We start from the raw sequence: 15,058 nt of genomic DNA, 5'->3' as shown, positions 1-15,058 counted from the left end.
GTCCAGAACTGGTCGCGGGTGGTGGTTGTGGAGTTCGACCGAGGCTTGGGAGGGCGACTCGGGAACTCGGACCCACCACCCGCGACTGCACTCGCCTGTCCGAATAGCACGCTGGTGGTGGCAATCTGCCCGGCCCGGCGGCATAGTCGAGGGATCGATGAGCTGCTTGGGGTTCGTGGGGAGCCGGCGTTGTGGAGGGAGACAAGGCTGTCCCGCTGAGGGTGGACGCGGAAACCGCGATCATCCTGCGGGAGGCGTACCACAAGATCGAGGCGCTGTACCGCGCCGACCACTACGGTCTGTACGACTACGTACGGGTGGTGGCCGGCAAGGTAGCCCGTGTCGACGCGTTCTTCGTCGGCTTCCTGCAGGGCAGCAACCGCGTGCGCTATCCCTACGCGTACGACGACGGCCGGTACGTCGACCCGGACACGCACATCTTCGGCCCCAACGGCCAGACGTCCTGGCTGCTCAAGCGTCGCCAGACGTATCGCTTCGCCTACGACGGCGGCCTCGCGCTGCACGCCGGCATCCCGCTCGGTGACGCGGTACGGCGCTCGGAGGACGTGGTGACTGTGCCGATCTTCCGGCCGGTGAAGGACGGGCCGGACCAACTGTTCGGCATGTTGTCGATGCAGAGCTATGCGCCGGAGAGCTACGACGACAACGCGGTCCGGGCGTTCGAGTGGTTGTGCAGCCTGGTCGAGCGGGTGCTGACCCGCGAGGGCGAGGATCGGGAGGCGCTGCGCCGGCTACCGGCCGGTGACATCGGGCCGAACCTGCTGACGTCGGACCACGTGATGGAGTACCTGTCCCACCGGGTCGCGTCGATCCGCGAGATCGTCGCGGAAGCGATGGACGAGCCGGATGTGAGCGCGTCCGTGGAGAGTCACCTGGCCCGGATCGTCGACGCGACCGAGCACATCCAGTCCGAGCTGATCGAGATGCTGATGGACACCGACGAGGGTCCGGAGCGCCGGTTCGCGAGCCTGACCAAGGCTCAGCAGGGCATCGCGGTCCTGCTCGTCGACGGCCTCGACAACGACCAGCTCGCGGCCGAGCTCGGCGTCAGCCTGAACACGGTCAAGACCCACCTCAGCGCGATCCTGCGCAAGTACGGCATGCCCAACCGCGCCCAGGTCGCCGACGACGTCCGCAGGTACCTGGCCCGCTGAGCTCTCGCGATGCGGCTCGGCCTCCAACCTGAAGCTGGAGGCCGAGCCACACAACTAATAGGAGCGGGCGACGAAGGCAGTCAGGCCGCGCTCGTTGTCCTCGATCGGGAGACTGCCGTCGGGGCGTTGGAGGCAGCGGACGGAGATGCCGGACGCGGCCAGGCGGTCCTCGCCCTCTTCGCCGACGACGTCGTACGGCAGGCTGGCCCAGCCGGACGCGGCCGCCTCCACGGCTTCGTCGACGGTGGCAACTGCCGTCGTCCGCGCTATCTGCCGCTTCGTGGCTTCCTCGAGCAGGTGCGTCTGGTCCGCGTCGATCGCAGCAACCACAGTCGACGTGAGGTCAGCCAGGCCCACGGTCTCCTTGCCGGAGTCGCGCAGCCGGCGAACCACCGTCGCGACGTTGCCGGCGAGGTCACGCGGGCCGAGCTCGATCCGGACCGGGACGCCCTTCAGCTCCCAGTTCACCGCCCGCCGGCCGAACGGCTGGTCGGTCCGGTCGTCCAGACTCACTCGCAGCCCGGCGGCCCCGAGGTCGGCGGCGATCTGCCGCGCGGCCTCGACGGTTTCGTCCCTGACCGCCAGCACCACCACCTGCGTGGGCGCGACCATCGGCGGGACCCGGAGGCCAGCCTCGTCGCCGTGCACCATGATCACGCCGCCGACCATGCGCGTGGTGCTGCCCCAGGAGGTGGTCCAGGCGAGCTCGCGCTGCCCGTCGGTGGACAGGTAGCCGATGTCGAACGCCCGCGCGAAGTTCTGCCCGAGCTCGTGCGACGTCCCCATCTGCAAGGCCTTGCCGTCACCGGTCATCGCTTCCAGCGTCATCGTGTTGATCGCGCCGGCGAACCGCTCCCGCCGGGTCTTCCGGCCGGTCACGACCGGGATCGCCAGCATGTCCACCATCACCGCGCGATAGACGTCGTACAGAATCCTGGTCGCGTAGGCGCGGGCGTCTTCCGCGGTTGCGTGGGCGGTGTGGCCCTCCTGCCAGAGGAACTCGGTCGTCCGCAGGAACAGCCGCGGCCGGAGCTCCCACCGGACCACGTTGGCCCACTGGTTCAGCAGCAGCGGCAGGTCGCGGTAGCTCTGGATCCACTTCGCCATGTACTCACCGACGACCGTCTCCGACGTCGGGCGGACCACGACGGGCTCTTCGAGTTCCTTGCCACCGGCATGCGTGACGACGGCCAGCTCGGGGCTGAACCCCTCGACATGCTCGGCCTCGCGCTGCAGATAGCTCTCCGGGATCAACAGCGGGAAGTACGCGTTGGCCGCGCCCGCGGCCTTGATCCGCCGGTCCATGTCCGCCTGCAGCAGTTCCCAGATCGCGTACCCATACGGTCGGATGACCATGGTCCCCCGCACCGGCCCGTTGTCGGCGAGCTCGGCTTTGGCAATCACATCCTGGAACCATCGGGGAAAGTCCGCCGCCGGTGAGGCGAGTACGGATCGGGTCGTAGCCATGCCGGTCAGTGTAGGAACGCGGCCGACTCCGGTGCCACGCAATTCCCAGCGGGAGCCTCAGCGGATTCTGGGCGGGGATGTTCACGCGGGCGTGAGCCGGAGTTCACCACCGAACCGAAAGGTTGGCCTGTATCCCTCTCGGAAGTGGAGAAAAGCTGTGAGAGTTCGTCGTGCGCCTGTGGTGTCGGTGTGCTTGGCCCTGGTCGGGCTGGCGGTCGGGATCCCGTCCGCTGCCGCGGATCGTGGGCCGGAGAAGTATTCGTTCGCCGTGATCGGTGATATCCCCTACGGTCCGGCCCAGATCGCCGGGTTCCCGAAGGTGGTCGACGAGATCAACGCGGACAAGCAGGTGGAGCTGGTCACCCATCTCGGTGACATCAAGGACGGCTCGTCGGTGTGCAGCGACGAGTACTTCGCGCAGGTGAAGACGCAGTTCGACCGCTTCGCCGACCCGCTCGTCTACACCATCGGGGACAACGAGTGGACCGACTGCCACCGGGCCAACAACGGCGGGTACAACCCGCTGGAGCGACTGGCGAAGATCCGGTCGATGTTCTTCCCGCAGCCCGGCCGGACACTCGGCGAGCACCCGGCCAAGGTCAGCAGCCAGGCTGACCAGGGCATCCCCGAGGATGTTCGGTTCACTCGGGCCGACGTCGCGTTCGCGGCCCTGCACATCGTCGGCAGCAACAACAGCATGGCCCCGTGGACCGGAACGACCGGGCCCACGCCGGAGCAGTCGGCCGAGGTGCTCGCGCGCACAGCCGCGGTGATCGAGAGCATCCGCGACACCTTCGCGCAGGCCCGCGAGCAGCACAACCGGGCCGTCGTACTGCTGACGCAGGCCGACATGTTCGATCCGACCGTGGCGGCGCCGGCGTTCGCCGACTACTTCGCGTTCCAGCCGATCGTTCAGGCCATCGCCCGTGAGTCCGCGTCCTTCCGTGGCCCGGTCTACCTCTTCAACGGCGACAGCCACGTCTACAACAGCGACAAGCCGCTCGCGGCCGGATCGAAGTGGGTCAGCCTGTACGGCGTGACCACCCCGGTCACCAACCTCTCCCGCATCACGGTCGACGGCTCCACCGGCGTCAACAACTATCTCCGCGTCACCATCGACCCCCGCAACCCCGCCACGCTGACCTGGACCCGGGTCCCCTTCACCTCCTGAACACGCAAAAGCGCCCGGTGACCCGCGCGGGTCACCGGGCGCTTCGGCCGGCCTCGGTCAGATGGACGCGAGCGCGTCGTTCCAGGTCTTGGAGGGGCGCATGACGGCGGCGGCCTTGGCCGGGTCGGGCTGGTAGTAGCCGCCCAGGTCGACCGGGCTGCCCTGGACGGCGAGCAGCTCGTCGATAATGGTCTGCTCGTTCACCGCGAGGGTCTCGGCGAGTGGGGCGAAGGCCTTCGCGAGTTCGGCGTCGTCGGTCTGCTTGGCCAGCTCCTGGGCCCAGTAGAGCGACAGGTAGAAGTGGCTGCCCCGGTTGTCGATCCCGCCGACGCGACGGGTCGGCGACTTGTCCTCGTTGAGGAACGTCGCGGTCGCCCGGTCGAGCGTGTCGGCGAGGACCTGGGCCCGCGCGTTGCCGGTCGCCTGGGCCAGGTGCTCGAAGCTCGCGGCCAGCGCGAAGAACTCGCCCAGGCTGTCCCAGCGCAGGTAGTTCTCCTTGACCAGCTGCTGCACGTGCTTCGGCGCCGAGCCGCCCGCGCCGGTCTCGAACAGGCCGCCGCCGGCCATCAGCGGGACGACCGACAGCATCTTCGCGCTGGTGCCGAGCTCGAGGATCGGGAACAGGTCGGTCAGGTAGTCACGCAGGACGTTGCCGGTCACCGAGATGGTGTTCTCACCGCGGCGGATCCGCTCCAGCGACAGCTTGATCGCGTCCACCGGCGCGAGGATCCGGATGTCCAGGCCCTCGGTGTCGTGCTCCTGCAGGTACTTCTTGACCTTCGCGATGATCTGAGCATCGTGCGCCCGGGTCTCGTCCAGCCAGAACACCGCCGGGTCACCGGTCGCCCGGGCCCGGGTGACGGCCAGCTTCACCCAGTCGCGGATCGGGTCGTCCTTGGTCTGGCAGGCACGGAAGATGTCACCGGGCTCGACAGCCTGCTCCAGTACGACGGTGCCCGCCGTGTCGACCAGGCGCACCGTGCCGGCGACCGCGATCTCGAAGGTCTTGTCGTGCGAGCCGTACTCCTCGGCCTTCTGCGCCATCAGGCCGACGTTCGGCACCGAGCCCATGGTGGCCGGGTCGAAGGCGCCGTGGGCACGGCAGTCGTCCAGGACGACCTGGTAGATCCCCGCGTAGCTGCTGTCCGGCAGCACAGCGAGAGTGTCGTGCTCGGCGCCGTCGGGTCCCCACATGTGGCCCGACGTACGGATCATGGCCGGCATCGACGCGTCGACGATGATGTCGGACGGCACGTGCAGGTTGGTGATGCCCTTGTCCGAGTCGACCATCGCCAGCGCCGGTCCGTCGGCCAGCTCGGTGTCGAACGACGCCTTGATCGCGTCGCCCTCCGGGAGCGCGGACAGGCCCTTCAGGATCGCGCCAAGTCCGTCGTTGGGGGACAGGCCCGCCTTCGCGAGGGTCTCGCCGTACTGCTCGAAGGTCTTCGGGAAGAAGACGCGCACCACGTGGCCGAACACGATCGGGTCGGAGACCTTCATCATGGTGGCCTTCAGGTGCACCGAGAACAGCACGTCCTCGGCCTTCGCGCGGGCGATCTGAGCGGTCAGGAACTCGCGCAGCGCGGCGACGTGCATGACGGAGGCGTCGACGACCTCACCGGCCAGCACCGGGATCGACTCGCGCAGCACGGTGGTGGTGCCGTCCGCGGCGGCCAGCTCGATCCGCAGCGAGCCGGCGGACTCGATCACAGCCGACGTCTCGGTCGTGCGGAAGTCGTTCTGGCCCATGGTGGCGACGTTGGTCTTCGAGTCGGCCGACCAGGCGCCCATCCGGTGCGGGTGGGTCTTCGCGTAGTTCTTCACCGAGGCGGGGGCGCGGCGGTCCGAGTTGCCCTCGCGCAGCACCGGGTTCACCGCGGAGCCCTTGACCTTGTCGTAGCGGGACTGGATCTCCCGCTCCTCGTCGGTCTTCGGCTCGTCCGGGTAGTCCGGCAGCGCGTAACCCTGGGCCTGCAGCTCCGCGACCGCGGCCTTGAGTTGCGGGATCGAGGCCGAGACGTTCGGCAGCTTGATGATGTTCGCCTCGGGCGTCTTGGCCAGCTCGCCGAGCTCGGTCAGCGCGTCCGCGATCCGCTGGTCCTCGGTCAGGTAGTCCGGGAAGAGTGCGATGATCCGGCCGGCCAGTGAGATGTCCCGGGTCTCCACCCCGACACCGGCCTGACCGGCGTACGCCTGGATCACGGGGAGGAACGAGTACGTGGCCAGCGCCGGAGCCTCGTCGGTGTGGGTGTAGATGATCGTCGAGTCAGTCACAGCCCCACCCTAATGGGCGTTCCGGCCGCCCCCGCCGCCACGTGGGCAGGCTCACGCTCCGTCGAGCTCGTCGGGGTGAGCGAGGGTGATCCCCGCCGCGGTGGTGACCGCGCTGGTGAAGGTCAAGGTGTCGATCGGGGAGGAGGCGGCGACGGTCGCGCCGGTCAGTGAGGTGAGGCCGCGGGCGGCGTCCCAGGTGCAGTCGACGAAGACGGCGCCGGTCGCCTTGACCTGGGAGAACTCCGCCCCGGTGAAGTCGCAGCCGCGGAAGACCGTGCCGGACAGGTCGGCGGAGACGAAGTCCGCGTTCTGCAGCCGGCAGTCGGCGAACTCCACCTTGAGGAACCTGGTGAACCGGAACGAGCCGAAGTCGAGCACGCTGTCCCGGATCGTGGCGTGCTGCAGGCTCATCCCCGGACCGGCGAACCCGGTCAGCCGGGACGACGTGATCGCCACCCGGGTCACGGCCGCGTCGGCCCAGCGGGCGTTCGCGAGGTCGCATTGGGTCAGCTCGGTGTCGACCAGGATCAGCTTGTCCAGATCCGAACCCGCCAGCTTGCAGCGGGTCAGCCGGCAGCCGCTCAGCTCGAGGTGCTCGGCCTCCAGATCGCTGAGATCCACGTCCTCCAGCGAGAGGTCGAGCAACCGCGTCTCGTCGTCGATGTCGTCCGGATCCGGCGACGCGGGATCGAGGTGAGCCCTGAGCCGTGGTGCTGCGATCTTCATGCGACTGACCGTAACGAGAGCCTCCGACAGTTCACTGGGAGCGAAGGTAGTGTGCGGCCGCCCCGATGAGGGCCGAGTGCTCGGTGTCCTTCGTGGCGGAGACAGGGGAGCCGAAGGCTGTCGCGACCAGGTCGAAGGCGCCGGAGATCGAGCCACCCAGGACCGTCTTCGTCACGCCGAAGCGCTCCAGCCACGGCCCGAGAGCGGCGGCCAGTACGCCGAAGGTGGTCAGCAGGACCTCGTGAGCGACGGTGTCACCGGCCCTGGCCCGATCGGCGATCTCTTTGACGCCAGGCTCGTCCGTGCCGGTTCTGGTCGCGTACTCGCGCAGGATCGCCCGGCCGGAAATCGAGTCCTCCAGCGGCTTCCCGTCGTACGACGTCTTGTAGAGCTCACCGCCTGGCGGCACGGCTTCGCCCTCGCGGACCACGCGGCCGTCGGCGAGGAACGCCGTACCGATGCCGGTGCCGATGGTCACGCCGACGCAGCGTTCGACGCCGCGGACCTCGCCGGCGGTCCACTCGCCGACCGCGAAGGCCTCCGCGTCGTTCATGAACATCAGCCGGTCGAGCGCGAGCTCGGCGCGCAGGCTCTCGCCCAGGTTGAACCCGTACAGCTGGTCGAACTTGTCCTGGCCGCGATACCAGGCCACGCCGGTGGCGAAGTCGAACGGCCCGGGCAACGCCACCGCCAGACCGCTTGCCAGTGGCAACTTCCGGGCCGCCGCGGCGAGTTGCCCGGCCACCGCCTCGGCCGGCTGCTGCGACTCGAGCTTCGCCCGGTCGACCACGGTCACGTCCCATCCACCCGGCGACACCACCGCCGCGGTCACGTGGCTGCCCCCGACCTCCAGTACCGCTACGTCCATCAGGTCATCATCCACGACCCGGTGGTCACCACCTGACAACGGCGGTGAGCGTGCCGCGCGCGTCGAAGGTCTGGGCGACGACGATCGGTTTCGTCGCGGGCCACGGCCCGGCGTCGATGTGCCGGTAGACATAGAACTCCGACTTGACGACCGCCGCACCGGTCTTCCCGTCGCCGGTTCGGACGAGGACCTTGACGTCCGTGCCGTAGGCGCGGCCGAAGACGGTGGTCACACTGCTCACGGCGTCGATGGGGGACTTGCGGACCAGGACGCCGCCGCGGCCTCCGAGCGGTACCGTCGGTGCGTTCCTCAGCTGAGTGATGCAGAAGGCGTAGCGCGCGGTGTAGCGGTAGCGGGTCGCCGTGGGCTCGCGCCGGATGCTGGCGGACCCGTACTGGTCCGAGATCGAGACGACCTCCGGCCACGCCCAGGGTTCGGTCCCGAGCACCGCGCCGTTCGACGCGGTGCACAGTTCGACGGACCCGACGGATGGTGTCGGCCGGCGGTCCTGGGTCGCCGGCGCAACGCTGCGCGGCTCCTGCAGATCGACCGCGACCGCCGTACCTGCCGCCAGAACCACGACCGCGGCGAGGACAGCCAGCGACCCCGTGATTCGGCGCTTCCGGACCTGGCGGCGGCCGGCGGCGATCAGCGTCGCCGGATCGGGAGTGAATGTCTCGGACCGGTCGGTCGCGCGGTCCATCAGAGTCTTCAGCTCGCGCGTCATTTCAGGACCCCCAGCGTGAGTTCGGCGAGCGCGGGGTGGCTGCGGAGCTTGTCGAGGGCCCGCAGGGTCTGGCTCTTGACCGTCCCGGGGCGGCAGTTGAGCGCGGCGGCCGTCTCGTCCACGGACAGCTCGTCGAAATAGCGCAGTACGACGCAGGCGCGCTGGCGGGGCGGGAGTTCGGCCAGAGCCTGGGTGATGACGAGCCGGTTCTCCAGGACGCCGAGCGGATCGGCCGGGTCGGCCTCGGCGGTGAAGTACTCGTCGCCGCCGACGAGTTCCTGGCTGGACTTGCGGCGGAGCGCGTCCAGGGTGGTCGACACCACCACCTTGCGGGCGTACGCGGCGACTGCGCCCTTGCGCTGGATCCGGCCCCAGACCCGATACAGCCGGATCAGGGCCTCCTGGGTCGCGTCCTCGGCCCGCCGCCAGTCCCCGCACAGCAGGTAAGCGGTCCGGCACAGAGCGTTCGCCTGGTGGGTGACGAAGTCGATGTAGTCCCTCTCGGTCTCGTCCTTCACCCGCTTCCTTCCCCAGTCATGTCGATCCAACGTGATGGCCAGCCGATCGGTTGCATCGGTACGGCACCTTTTCGTGCCTCAACTCATGGTCGACGCCGTACGGGTCACTTACTGAGGGAACCTGCGGGCGGCGCTGACCGTAGAGTGACTGGAACGAGGGGATAGTCATGCCGGTCGAGAGCAGTACGACGTCCGTGGTCGCGGCGCTGAGCGTCGTGCTCGCGGTGGTCGGTCACGCGCTCGTCGGCGGCGGGACGGTTCCGCTCGGGGTACTGGTGCCGCTCGCCGCGCTGGCCGGAGTGTGCTGGCTGCTCGGCGAGTATCTCGCCGGCGAACGGTTGCTGACGGTCCTCGTCCTGGCCGGCGTGCAGCTCTTCGTCCATGTGACCCTGGACGCCGCGCACGGGCCGATGGATCACGCAATGGCGATGCCACGCGGGGTTGGCGGCAGTCTGTTCATGACCGCGGCCCACCTGAGCGTCCTGCTTGCCGGCGTACTGGCGATCAGCCGGGCCCACCGATGGGTCCACCGGGTTCTGCGGGTCTTCGACCGCTTCCTGCCGCGGTTGCCGATAGTGCACGTGGTGCCGCGGATCGCCTCCGCACTGCTCGCGCGCACGTCACCGCCACGGCTCGTCGGTGCGTGGCTCACCTCGAGCGTCTGCCGGCGTGGACCTCCCGTCGTACGAGTGATTCCAGTTCGCTGACCGGCTTCGGCCGGGTTACTCGTACGCCCTTGAAAGGTTCTCTCATGCCCAGGAGATTCGTCCTGCGGGCCGGCGCGATCGTCGCGGCGTCCGCACTCGTCCTCGTCGGTGCCGCCTCGTCGGCGTCGGCCCACGTCACGCTGTCGTCGCCGGACGCCAAGCCTGGCGGGTACGCGAAGCTGATCTTCCGCGTGCCGACCGAGTCCGGCAACACCAGCACCACCAAGCTCGTCGTCTCGCTGCCCAAGGACCTCCCGTTCGCGCACGTCGGCGCGCAGGTGAAGGACGGGTGGAAGGTCGAGAAGAAGACCGAGAAGCTGGCCGCGCCGGTCAAGGTCGGCGACGTCACGCTGACCCAGGCGATCACCACGATCACCTGGACCGCCACGGCCGGCGGCATCCCGCCGAACGACTTCGACGAGTTCGCGCTGTCGGTCGGCAAGATTCCCGAAGGTGTGGACGCGCTGAGCTTCCCGACCGACCAGACCTACAGTGACGGCGAGGTCGCCAAGTGGGCCGACGTCGCCAAGGACGGCGCCGACGAACCGGAGCACCCGGCGCCGACGCTGAAACTGGCCGCGGCCATCACTCCGGTCGCTGCGACCACCTCCTCGGACGCGAAGGATTCCTCCGACCCGTTGGCTCGCTGGCTCGCCGGCGCCGGCCTGCTGGTGGGCCTGCTCGGTCTCGCCTTCGGCTTGCGGCCGCGCAAGGTTGCTCCGGTTGCCGCCTCGGGCGAGGCTGGTATGCCGGACTCCGGAAAGGCACAGTCGTAATCGTGCGCCGATTGATCGCTGTCCTGGTGGCGTCGCTGCTCGCTCTGGTGGTTTCCACCGGAGTGGCGGCGGCGCACGCCAAACTCGAGTCGATGACACCTGCCGACGGTTCCACGATGGCCGCGCCGCCGACGAAGGTCGTGCTGACCTTCAGCGAGCCGATCGGCAGCAACGGCACCCAGGTGCAGGTGAAGTCGCCCACCGGCAAGAACGTGGCCAGCGGCGACGTCCAGGTGATCGACAACACGGTGACCCAGCCGGTCGGTGCGATGGTGGAGGCCGGCCGGTACCAGGTCGACGCCCGCATCGTGTCGGACGACGGCCACCCGATCACCGTGACCGGATCCTTCACCGTCACCCACGCCGGTCACCCCGCCACCGACCCCGGGGCCCCGCCGGCCGCACAGCAGTCCGGCAACTCGAACACGGTCACCATCGTCGCGATGTGCCTGGTCATGCTGGTCGTCATCGCCTTGGCCGTAGTCATCGTCCGCCGCCGCCCAGCCTCCCCATGACCGAGGAATCGGCCGGGCCTGGCCCGGCACCCACTGGGGGAGCGGCCGGGCCCGGCCCAGCGGCCGGTGCCCGGGAGGGCGGTGCGGGCTTGGCGCCCAGCGGTGGCTGGATGGTGGCGGCCGGGATGGTTGCTGTTGGCATCGTGGTGATGGTGGTTGCCCTGCTCGCCGCGGGCGGGGCTCCGAAACCGTTGCCGGCCGGACTGCTCGGTGCCGGAATGCCTTTGTCCTGGTCGGTTCCGGTCCTGCGCTTCGTCGCGGACGCGGCCGCGGTGGCCACGGGCGGCGCGCTGCTGGCCGTCGTACTCTTCCTCCCGGCCACCGACGGGAAGCTCGGCGCGAAGGCCTTGCGCGCCTGCCAGGACGCCGCGCTCGCCGCGGGCATCTGGGCGGTCGCGAGCATCGGCGGGCTCGTCACCACGGCCGCGGTGATCCTCGGCATCCCGCTCGCGCATCTCGCCGAGCACGCGTCCATCGCCGGCCAGTTCACCCAAGTCAGAGCCCTGGCGGTCGCCGTCGTACTCACCGCGATCCTGGCCGTCGTACTCAGCGGCTGCCGGACGCTGCGCGGCGCCCGGTTCGCCGCTGTGCTCACAGCGGCCGCACTGGTCGGGCCGCTGCTGACCGGCCACGGCGCGCTCGACCGCACCAACGTCTGGTCGGTGCTCGCGACCTCGTCGCTGGTGGTGCACGTCTTCGCGGCAACGGCATGGGTCGGCGGACTGGCCGCCGTACTGCGGTATGCCCGCTCGCGTCAGGGAGTCGAGTTGTTCAGCGGACTCGCCCTGGTGTGTGCGGTGCTGATGGGGATCACCGGGCTGCTGACCGCGGAGATCCACCTCGGCGGCCGCGAGGAAGGCTGGGCGCTGATCACGCAGTGGGTGACCACCGGGTACGGCGCCCTCGTGTTCGCCAAGGCGGTCGCGTTCGCCCTCCTGGTCGCGGCCGGCTGGTGGCATCGGCGTACGACGCTCCCGCGCCTCGAGGCCGGGGACCCGGTGGCCTTCCGGCGACTGGCCGTGGTCGAGTTGCTGATCATGGCCGCGACGATCGGGCTGGCCGTCGCCCTTTCGCGTACACCGTGACCCGCGTACTCGGTGACATGTCAACAGATCCCCGTACACTGGGTGAATGGTGGATGCGCAGTGGCTCGATACGCGTGAGGCGCGGCTGTGGCAGTCGTACCGCGACACGTATCGCGAGCTGATGCGTGCCCTGGAGGCGCGGCTGATCGGCAACTCCGGGCTGTCCGGCGCCGACTATGCGCTGCTGCACCCGCTGTCGGAGGCGGAGGACGGCGTCCTGCGTACTCGCGACCTGGGCAAGTCGGTCGGCTGGGAGCGGAGCCGGCTGTCCCACCAGGTCAGCCGGATGGAGAAGCGCGGGCTGGTCTGCCGCGAGGAGTGCGCGTCGGACGCCCGCGGCTCGATGGTCCGCCTCACCGAGCTCGGTTGGAAGGCCATCGAGGCCGCCGCGCCGAACCACGTCGCCGCGGTCCGCGGCTACTTCTTCGACCACCTGACTGAGGCGGAGCAGACCCAGCTGGCCGGTCTCCTCGACCGCATCGCGACCAACATCCCGGCCGATGCCTGCGCGACCCCGGACTGCGACGAATAGTCGGTCCTGACCCCTTCCTGACCTCCCGCGCCGAGGCGGTGACTCCTCGTACCCGGAGGTAAGCGCTGGGTGACACGCCGTCACGCAGAGCAGCCGGAGAGCGGCGCCGAAAGAATGATGTCGTCTCGTTCGGATGCGCGCTGAGTTCGACAATCGTTTTCACTAAGGTGAGGATGTGCGGGATGTCAGGTGGTGCACGAGCTGCGGGAGCGTGCGGCGAGTGGGGTGGGGATCTTGTTGCCGAGTCATGACCTGGAGCTGGTGCGAGCGCTCGCGACTCGGCTCGTGGTGTCGGCCGGTCAGGTGATCGCGTCCGGCGGGCCCGACGTACTCCCGATCGCGCCGAAGCTTCGCGCCGGCGGGAACCACTGCCGCCGGACGATCGTTGCTTCGGGCAATGAACCTGTCAGCGGCCCCGCGGCCACGGCCGCCCACACCGATCACCCGCAATCTCCGCCCGTGCTGACCCCCGACACAAGGAGCGAACCGCGCCGATGACGCGACTGCACGACCACCTGGCGGAGGCGATCAAGGATCCGGATCCGATCCGGGTCGGCGACGACCTGATCTGCTTGCGGTTCGAGACGATGAAGGTGTACTCCGCGCTCGGCGCCGTACGCCATCTCCTGGAGACCGGCGCGGTCCGGCCGGGGGACACGCTGATCGACAGTTCGAGCGGCATCTATGCGCACGCGCTCGCGCTCGCCTGTCACCGGTACGGGATGAAGTGCCACATCGTCGGCTCCACCACCGTCGACCGGACGTTGAAGATCCAGCTCGAGATCCTCGGCGCGACCGTCGAACAGGTGCCGTCGTCGAACAACCTGCAACTCGACCAGAACCTCCGGGTCCGCCGGATCGGCGAGATCCTTCGCGACAACCCGACGTACCACTGGATGCAGCAGTATCACGACGACATCCACTACCTCGGGTACGGCGCGATCGCCGAACTCGTGGCCGAAGTGGTGCCGGCCGGGCCGCTGTGTCTGGTCGGCGGGGTCGGGACCGGAGCGTCGACCGGCGCGATCGCGGCGTACCTTCGGGAGCGCGGGCGGGACGTGAACCTGGTCGGCGTGCAACCGTTCGGGAGCATCACGTTCGGGGCCGGGCACACGCAGGATCCGGAGATGATCATCGCGGGGATCGGCAGCTCGATCGAGTTCCGCAACGTCCGGCACGAGTTGTACGACCGGCTGCACTGGGTCTCGTTCGACTATGCGATGTCGGCCGCGGTCGACCTGCTGCGGACGTCCGGTGTCTTCGCCGGGCTCTCGGCGGGAGCGGCGTACCTGTCCGCGCTCTGGGAGCACAACTGCGACAGCAGCCGGAAGCATGTGTTTCTCGCCGCCGACACCGGGACGCGGTACGTCGAGTCCGCGTTCGCCCGGCATGCCGAGGCGCGGCCGATGGCGTCGATGCAGCCGCGCGAGATCGACTCGCTGGACGAGCTGGCGGTGCCGTGGTCGGCGATGTCGTGGGACCGGCGGGAGTCGGCCTGGGTCCGCCGCGAGGAGTTTCCATCTGCAACCCCGTCGCATTAGGCGGACGTCCGTGACGGGTTTGTCCGCCCTGCTGTACGACCCCGAAAGGCTGGCCGATCTGCCATGACCGCACCCGCAATCTCTTCCGTCGACGACTTGGTCGCCGCCGTCCTCTCGGGCTCCGTCGGACCCGATCCAGCCACGTTCGCCGTCACCAGCGCCTTCTGGCTCCACCACACCACGCGTCTGCCGGGTGCCGACGTGACCTACCGCAACTACTACGTTCTCCTGCGGGTCGGCGAGGTCTTCGGCGCCTGCTCCTTCGAGGCGGGCGAGCTCGACCCGTCGTACTGCGCCGACACGTCCGGCCGCACGCTCGCCGACGTATTGCGGTCCGACGACCCCCTACCGGTGCGGATCGCGGCGCTCGACGCCTACCTGGCCTCGGTCGAGCCGCACCACGTGTCGCCCGACGCCGAGGAGGTCGTCCTTCCCGCCGGTACGCCGGACGTCCGCGCCCGGGCCCGTGACGCGGCGGTCGCCGGACTCCTGGATGTTGCCGAGGGCACCAAAGTCGCGCTGATCGGCGTGGTGAACCCGCTCGTCGACGCGATCACGGCGCGCGGCGGGATCTGCCTGCCGTGTGACTTCAACCTCCTGCAGACCGCCTCCGGTCTCCTGGTCTCGCGCGACATGACAGCGGTGGTCGACTCCGCCGACGCCGTCGTCGCCACCGGAATGACCTTGTCCAACGGAACTTTCGACGTTCTCCTAGATCGTTGCCGTCAGCAAAAGAAGCCTCTCGCCATCTATGCTCAGACCGGCAGCGCCGTCGCCCGCGCCTTCCTCGGCTCCGGCGTCAGCGCCCTCTCCGCCGAACCCTTCCCCTTCTCCCAATTCAGCTCCCGCCCGACGAGCCTGTACCGCTACCACTCCAGGACGGATCTGTGAGCAGCCGCACTCAGAACCCGGCGATAGTCGTACGAGTCCGAAGCCAACCGGCGACAGGGTGACCAGACCGCCGGTTCGGGTCGGC

The 15,058-nt window shown here is 69.2% G+C and carries 16 protein-coding genes; 10 read left to right on the top strand and 6 right to left on the bottom strand.

All coding sequences use genetic code 11. The features are described from left to right. The first annotated feature begins 191 nt into the window (after positions 1-191). Positions 192-1,175, top strand: a complete 984-nt coding sequence (locus tag OG558_RS03395) for a LuxR C-terminal-related transcriptional regulator (RefSeq protein WP_329481523.1) — start codon at positions 192-194, stop codon at positions 1,173-1,175. 54 nt (positions 1,176-1,229) lie between these two features. On the opposite strand, the gene proS is transcribed toward OG558_RS03395, so the two are convergent. Next, complete coding sequence (proS, locus tag OG558_RS03390; protein ID WP_405068897.1) at positions 1,230-2,642, bottom strand: proline--tRNA ligase; 1,413 nt, start codon at positions 2,640-2,642, stop codon at positions 1,230-1,232. A 157-nt stretch (positions 2,643-2,799) separates the two neighbouring features. Here proS and OG558_RS03385 point away from each other — a divergent pair, with 157 nt between their 5' ends. Continuing rightward, positions 2,800-3,813 (top strand): metallophosphoesterase, encoded by a 1,014-nt coding sequence (locus OG558_RS03385; RefSeq protein ID WP_405068896.1) that lies wholly within the window; start codon positions 2,800-2,802, stop codon positions 3,811-3,813. A gap of 57 nt (positions 3,814-3,870) precedes the next feature. On the opposite strand, the gene OG558_RS03380 is transcribed toward OG558_RS03385, so the two are convergent. From OG558_RS03380 to OG558_RS03360, 5 genes are read right to left on the bottom strand one after another with little or no spacing between them, the layout of a single operon-like run. Continuing rightward, entirely contained in the window at positions 3,871-6,087 is a 2,217-nt protein-coding gene (locus tag OG558_RS03380) for an NADP-dependent isocitrate dehydrogenase (RefSeq protein WP_405068895.1), read from the bottom strand. 51 nt (positions 6,088-6,138) lie between these two features. Beyond that, entirely contained in the window at positions 6,139-6,813 is a 675-nt protein-coding gene (locus OG558_RS03375) for a pentapeptide repeat-containing protein (protein WP_329481519.1), read from the bottom strand. A 31-nt stretch (positions 6,814-6,844) separates the two neighbouring features. Beyond that, on the bottom strand, positions 6,845-7,681 hold the full coding sequence (locus OG558_RS03370) for an ROK family protein (protein WP_405068894.1): 837 nt from the start codon (positions 7,679-7,681) through the stop codon (positions 6,845-6,847). Between the two features lie 25 nt (positions 7,682-7,706). Beyond that, entirely contained in the window at positions 7,707-8,408 is a 702-nt protein-coding gene (locus OG558_RS03365) for a hypothetical protein (RefSeq protein WP_405068893.1), read from the bottom strand. Then, a complete protein-coding gene (locus OG558_RS03360; RefSeq protein WP_405068892.1) occupies positions 8,405-8,926 on the bottom strand; it encodes a SigE family RNA polymerase sigma factor in 522 nt (173 codons plus the stop codon). The genes OG558_RS03365 and OG558_RS03360 overlap by 4 nt, the downstream gene beginning before the upstream one ends. Before the next feature lie 167 nt (positions 8,927-9,093). On the opposite strand from OG558_RS03360, the gene OG558_RS03355 reads away from it, so the two are divergent. From OG558_RS03355 to OG558_RS03320, 8 genes are all read left to right on the top strand, one after another. Beyond that, positions 9,094-9,633: a hypothetical protein gene (locus OG558_RS03355; RefSeq protein ID WP_405068891.1), complete on the top strand. Its 540-nt coding sequence runs from the start codon at positions 9,094-9,096 to the stop codon at positions 9,631-9,633. Positions 9,634-9,677: 44 nt separating this feature from the next. Continuing rightward, positions 9,678-10,409, top strand: a complete 732-nt coding sequence (locus tag OG558_RS03350; protein ID WP_405068890.1) for a YcnI family protein — start codon at positions 9,678-9,680, stop codon at positions 10,407-10,409. A 2-nt stretch (positions 10,410-10,411) separates the two neighbouring features. After that, positions 10,412-10,924 carry a copper resistance protein CopC gene (locus OG558_RS03345; protein ID WP_405068889.1) on the top strand — a complete coding sequence of 171 codons (513 nt, stop codon included), beginning with the start codon at positions 10,412-10,414 and terminating at the stop codon, positions 10,922-10,924. Further along, entirely contained in the window at positions 10,921-12,009 is a 1,089-nt protein-coding gene (locus tag OG558_RS03340; RefSeq protein WP_405068888.1) for a CopD family protein, read from the top strand. The genes OG558_RS03345 and OG558_RS03340 overlap by 4 nt, the downstream gene beginning before the upstream one ends. A 46-nt stretch (positions 12,010-12,055) precedes the next feature. Further along, positions 12,056-12,541 (top strand): MarR family winged helix-turn-helix transcriptional regulator, encoded by a 486-nt coding sequence (locus tag OG558_RS03335; RefSeq protein ID WP_405068887.1) that lies wholly within the window; start codon positions 12,056-12,058, stop codon positions 12,539-12,541. 189 nt (positions 12,542-12,730) lie between these two features. After that, a complete protein-coding gene (locus OG558_RS03330) occupies positions 12,731-13,039 on the top strand; it encodes a hypothetical protein (protein WP_405068886.1) in 309 nt (102 codons plus the stop codon). Beyond that, positions 13,036-14,082, top strand: a complete 1,047-nt coding sequence (locus OG558_RS03325; protein ID WP_405068885.1) for a pyridoxal-phosphate dependent enzyme — start codon at positions 13,036-13,038, stop codon at positions 14,080-14,082. Before OG558_RS03330 ends, OG558_RS03325 begins: the two co-directional genes overlap by 4 nt. Positions 14,083-14,145: 63 nt before the next feature. Continuing rightward, positions 14,146-14,973, top strand: coding sequence for a Rossmann-like domain-containing protein (locus tag OG558_RS03320; RefSeq protein ID WP_405068884.1), 828 nt, complete (start codon positions 14,146-14,148; stop codon positions 14,971-14,973). Positions 14,974-15,058: the final 85 nt, after the last annotated feature.

Origin of the sequence: Kribbella sp. NBC_01510 (assembly GCF_045040325.1) — a bacterium.
Taxonomy (GTDB): domain Bacteria; phylum Actinomycetota; class Actinomycetes; order Propionibacteriales; family Kribbellaceae; genus Kribbella.
The sequence above is the reverse complement of the archived record's forward strand: the minus strand, read 5'-3'. Positions and strand labels throughout refer to the sequence as shown.

Coding starts and splice junctions, on each gene's coding strand:
- proS (WP_405068897.1), bottom strand. CDS start 2,642: ATGGCTACGACCCGATCCGTACTCGCCTCACCGGCGGCGGACTTTCCC.
- OG558_RS03375 (WP_329481519.1), bottom strand. CDS start 6,813: ATGAAGATCGCAGCACCACGGCTCAGGGCTCACCTCGATCCCGCGTCG.
- OG558_RS03370 (WP_405068894.1), bottom strand. CDS start 7,681: ATGGACGTAGCGGTACTGGAGGTCGGGGGCAGCCACGTGACCGCGGCG.
- OG558_RS03365 (WP_405068893.1), bottom strand. CDS start 8,408: ATGACGCGCGAGCTGAAGACTCTGATGGACCGCGCGACCGACCGGTCC.
- OG558_RS03355 (WP_405068891.1), top strand. CDS start 9,094: ATGCCGGTCGAGAGCAGTACGACGTCCGTGGTCGCGGCGCTGAGCGTC.
- OG558_RS03350 (WP_405068890.1), top strand. CDS start 9,678: ATGCCCAGGAGATTCGTCCTGCGGGCCGGCGCGATCGTCGCGGCGTCC.
- OG558_RS03340 (WP_405068888.1), top strand. CDS start 10,921: ATGACCGAGGAATCGGCCGGGCCTGGCCCGGCACCCACTGGGGGAGCG.
- OG558_RS03335 (WP_405068887.1), top strand. CDS start 12,056: ATGGTGGATGCGCAGTGGCTCGATACGCGTGAGGCGCGGCTGTGGCAG.
- OG558_RS03325 (WP_405068885.1), top strand. CDS start 13,036: ATGACGCGACTGCACGACCACCTGGCGGAGGCGATCAAGGATCCGGAT.
- OG558_RS03320 (WP_405068884.1), top strand. CDS start 14,146: ATGACCGCACCCGCAATCTCTTCCGTCGACGACTTGGTCGCCGCCGTC.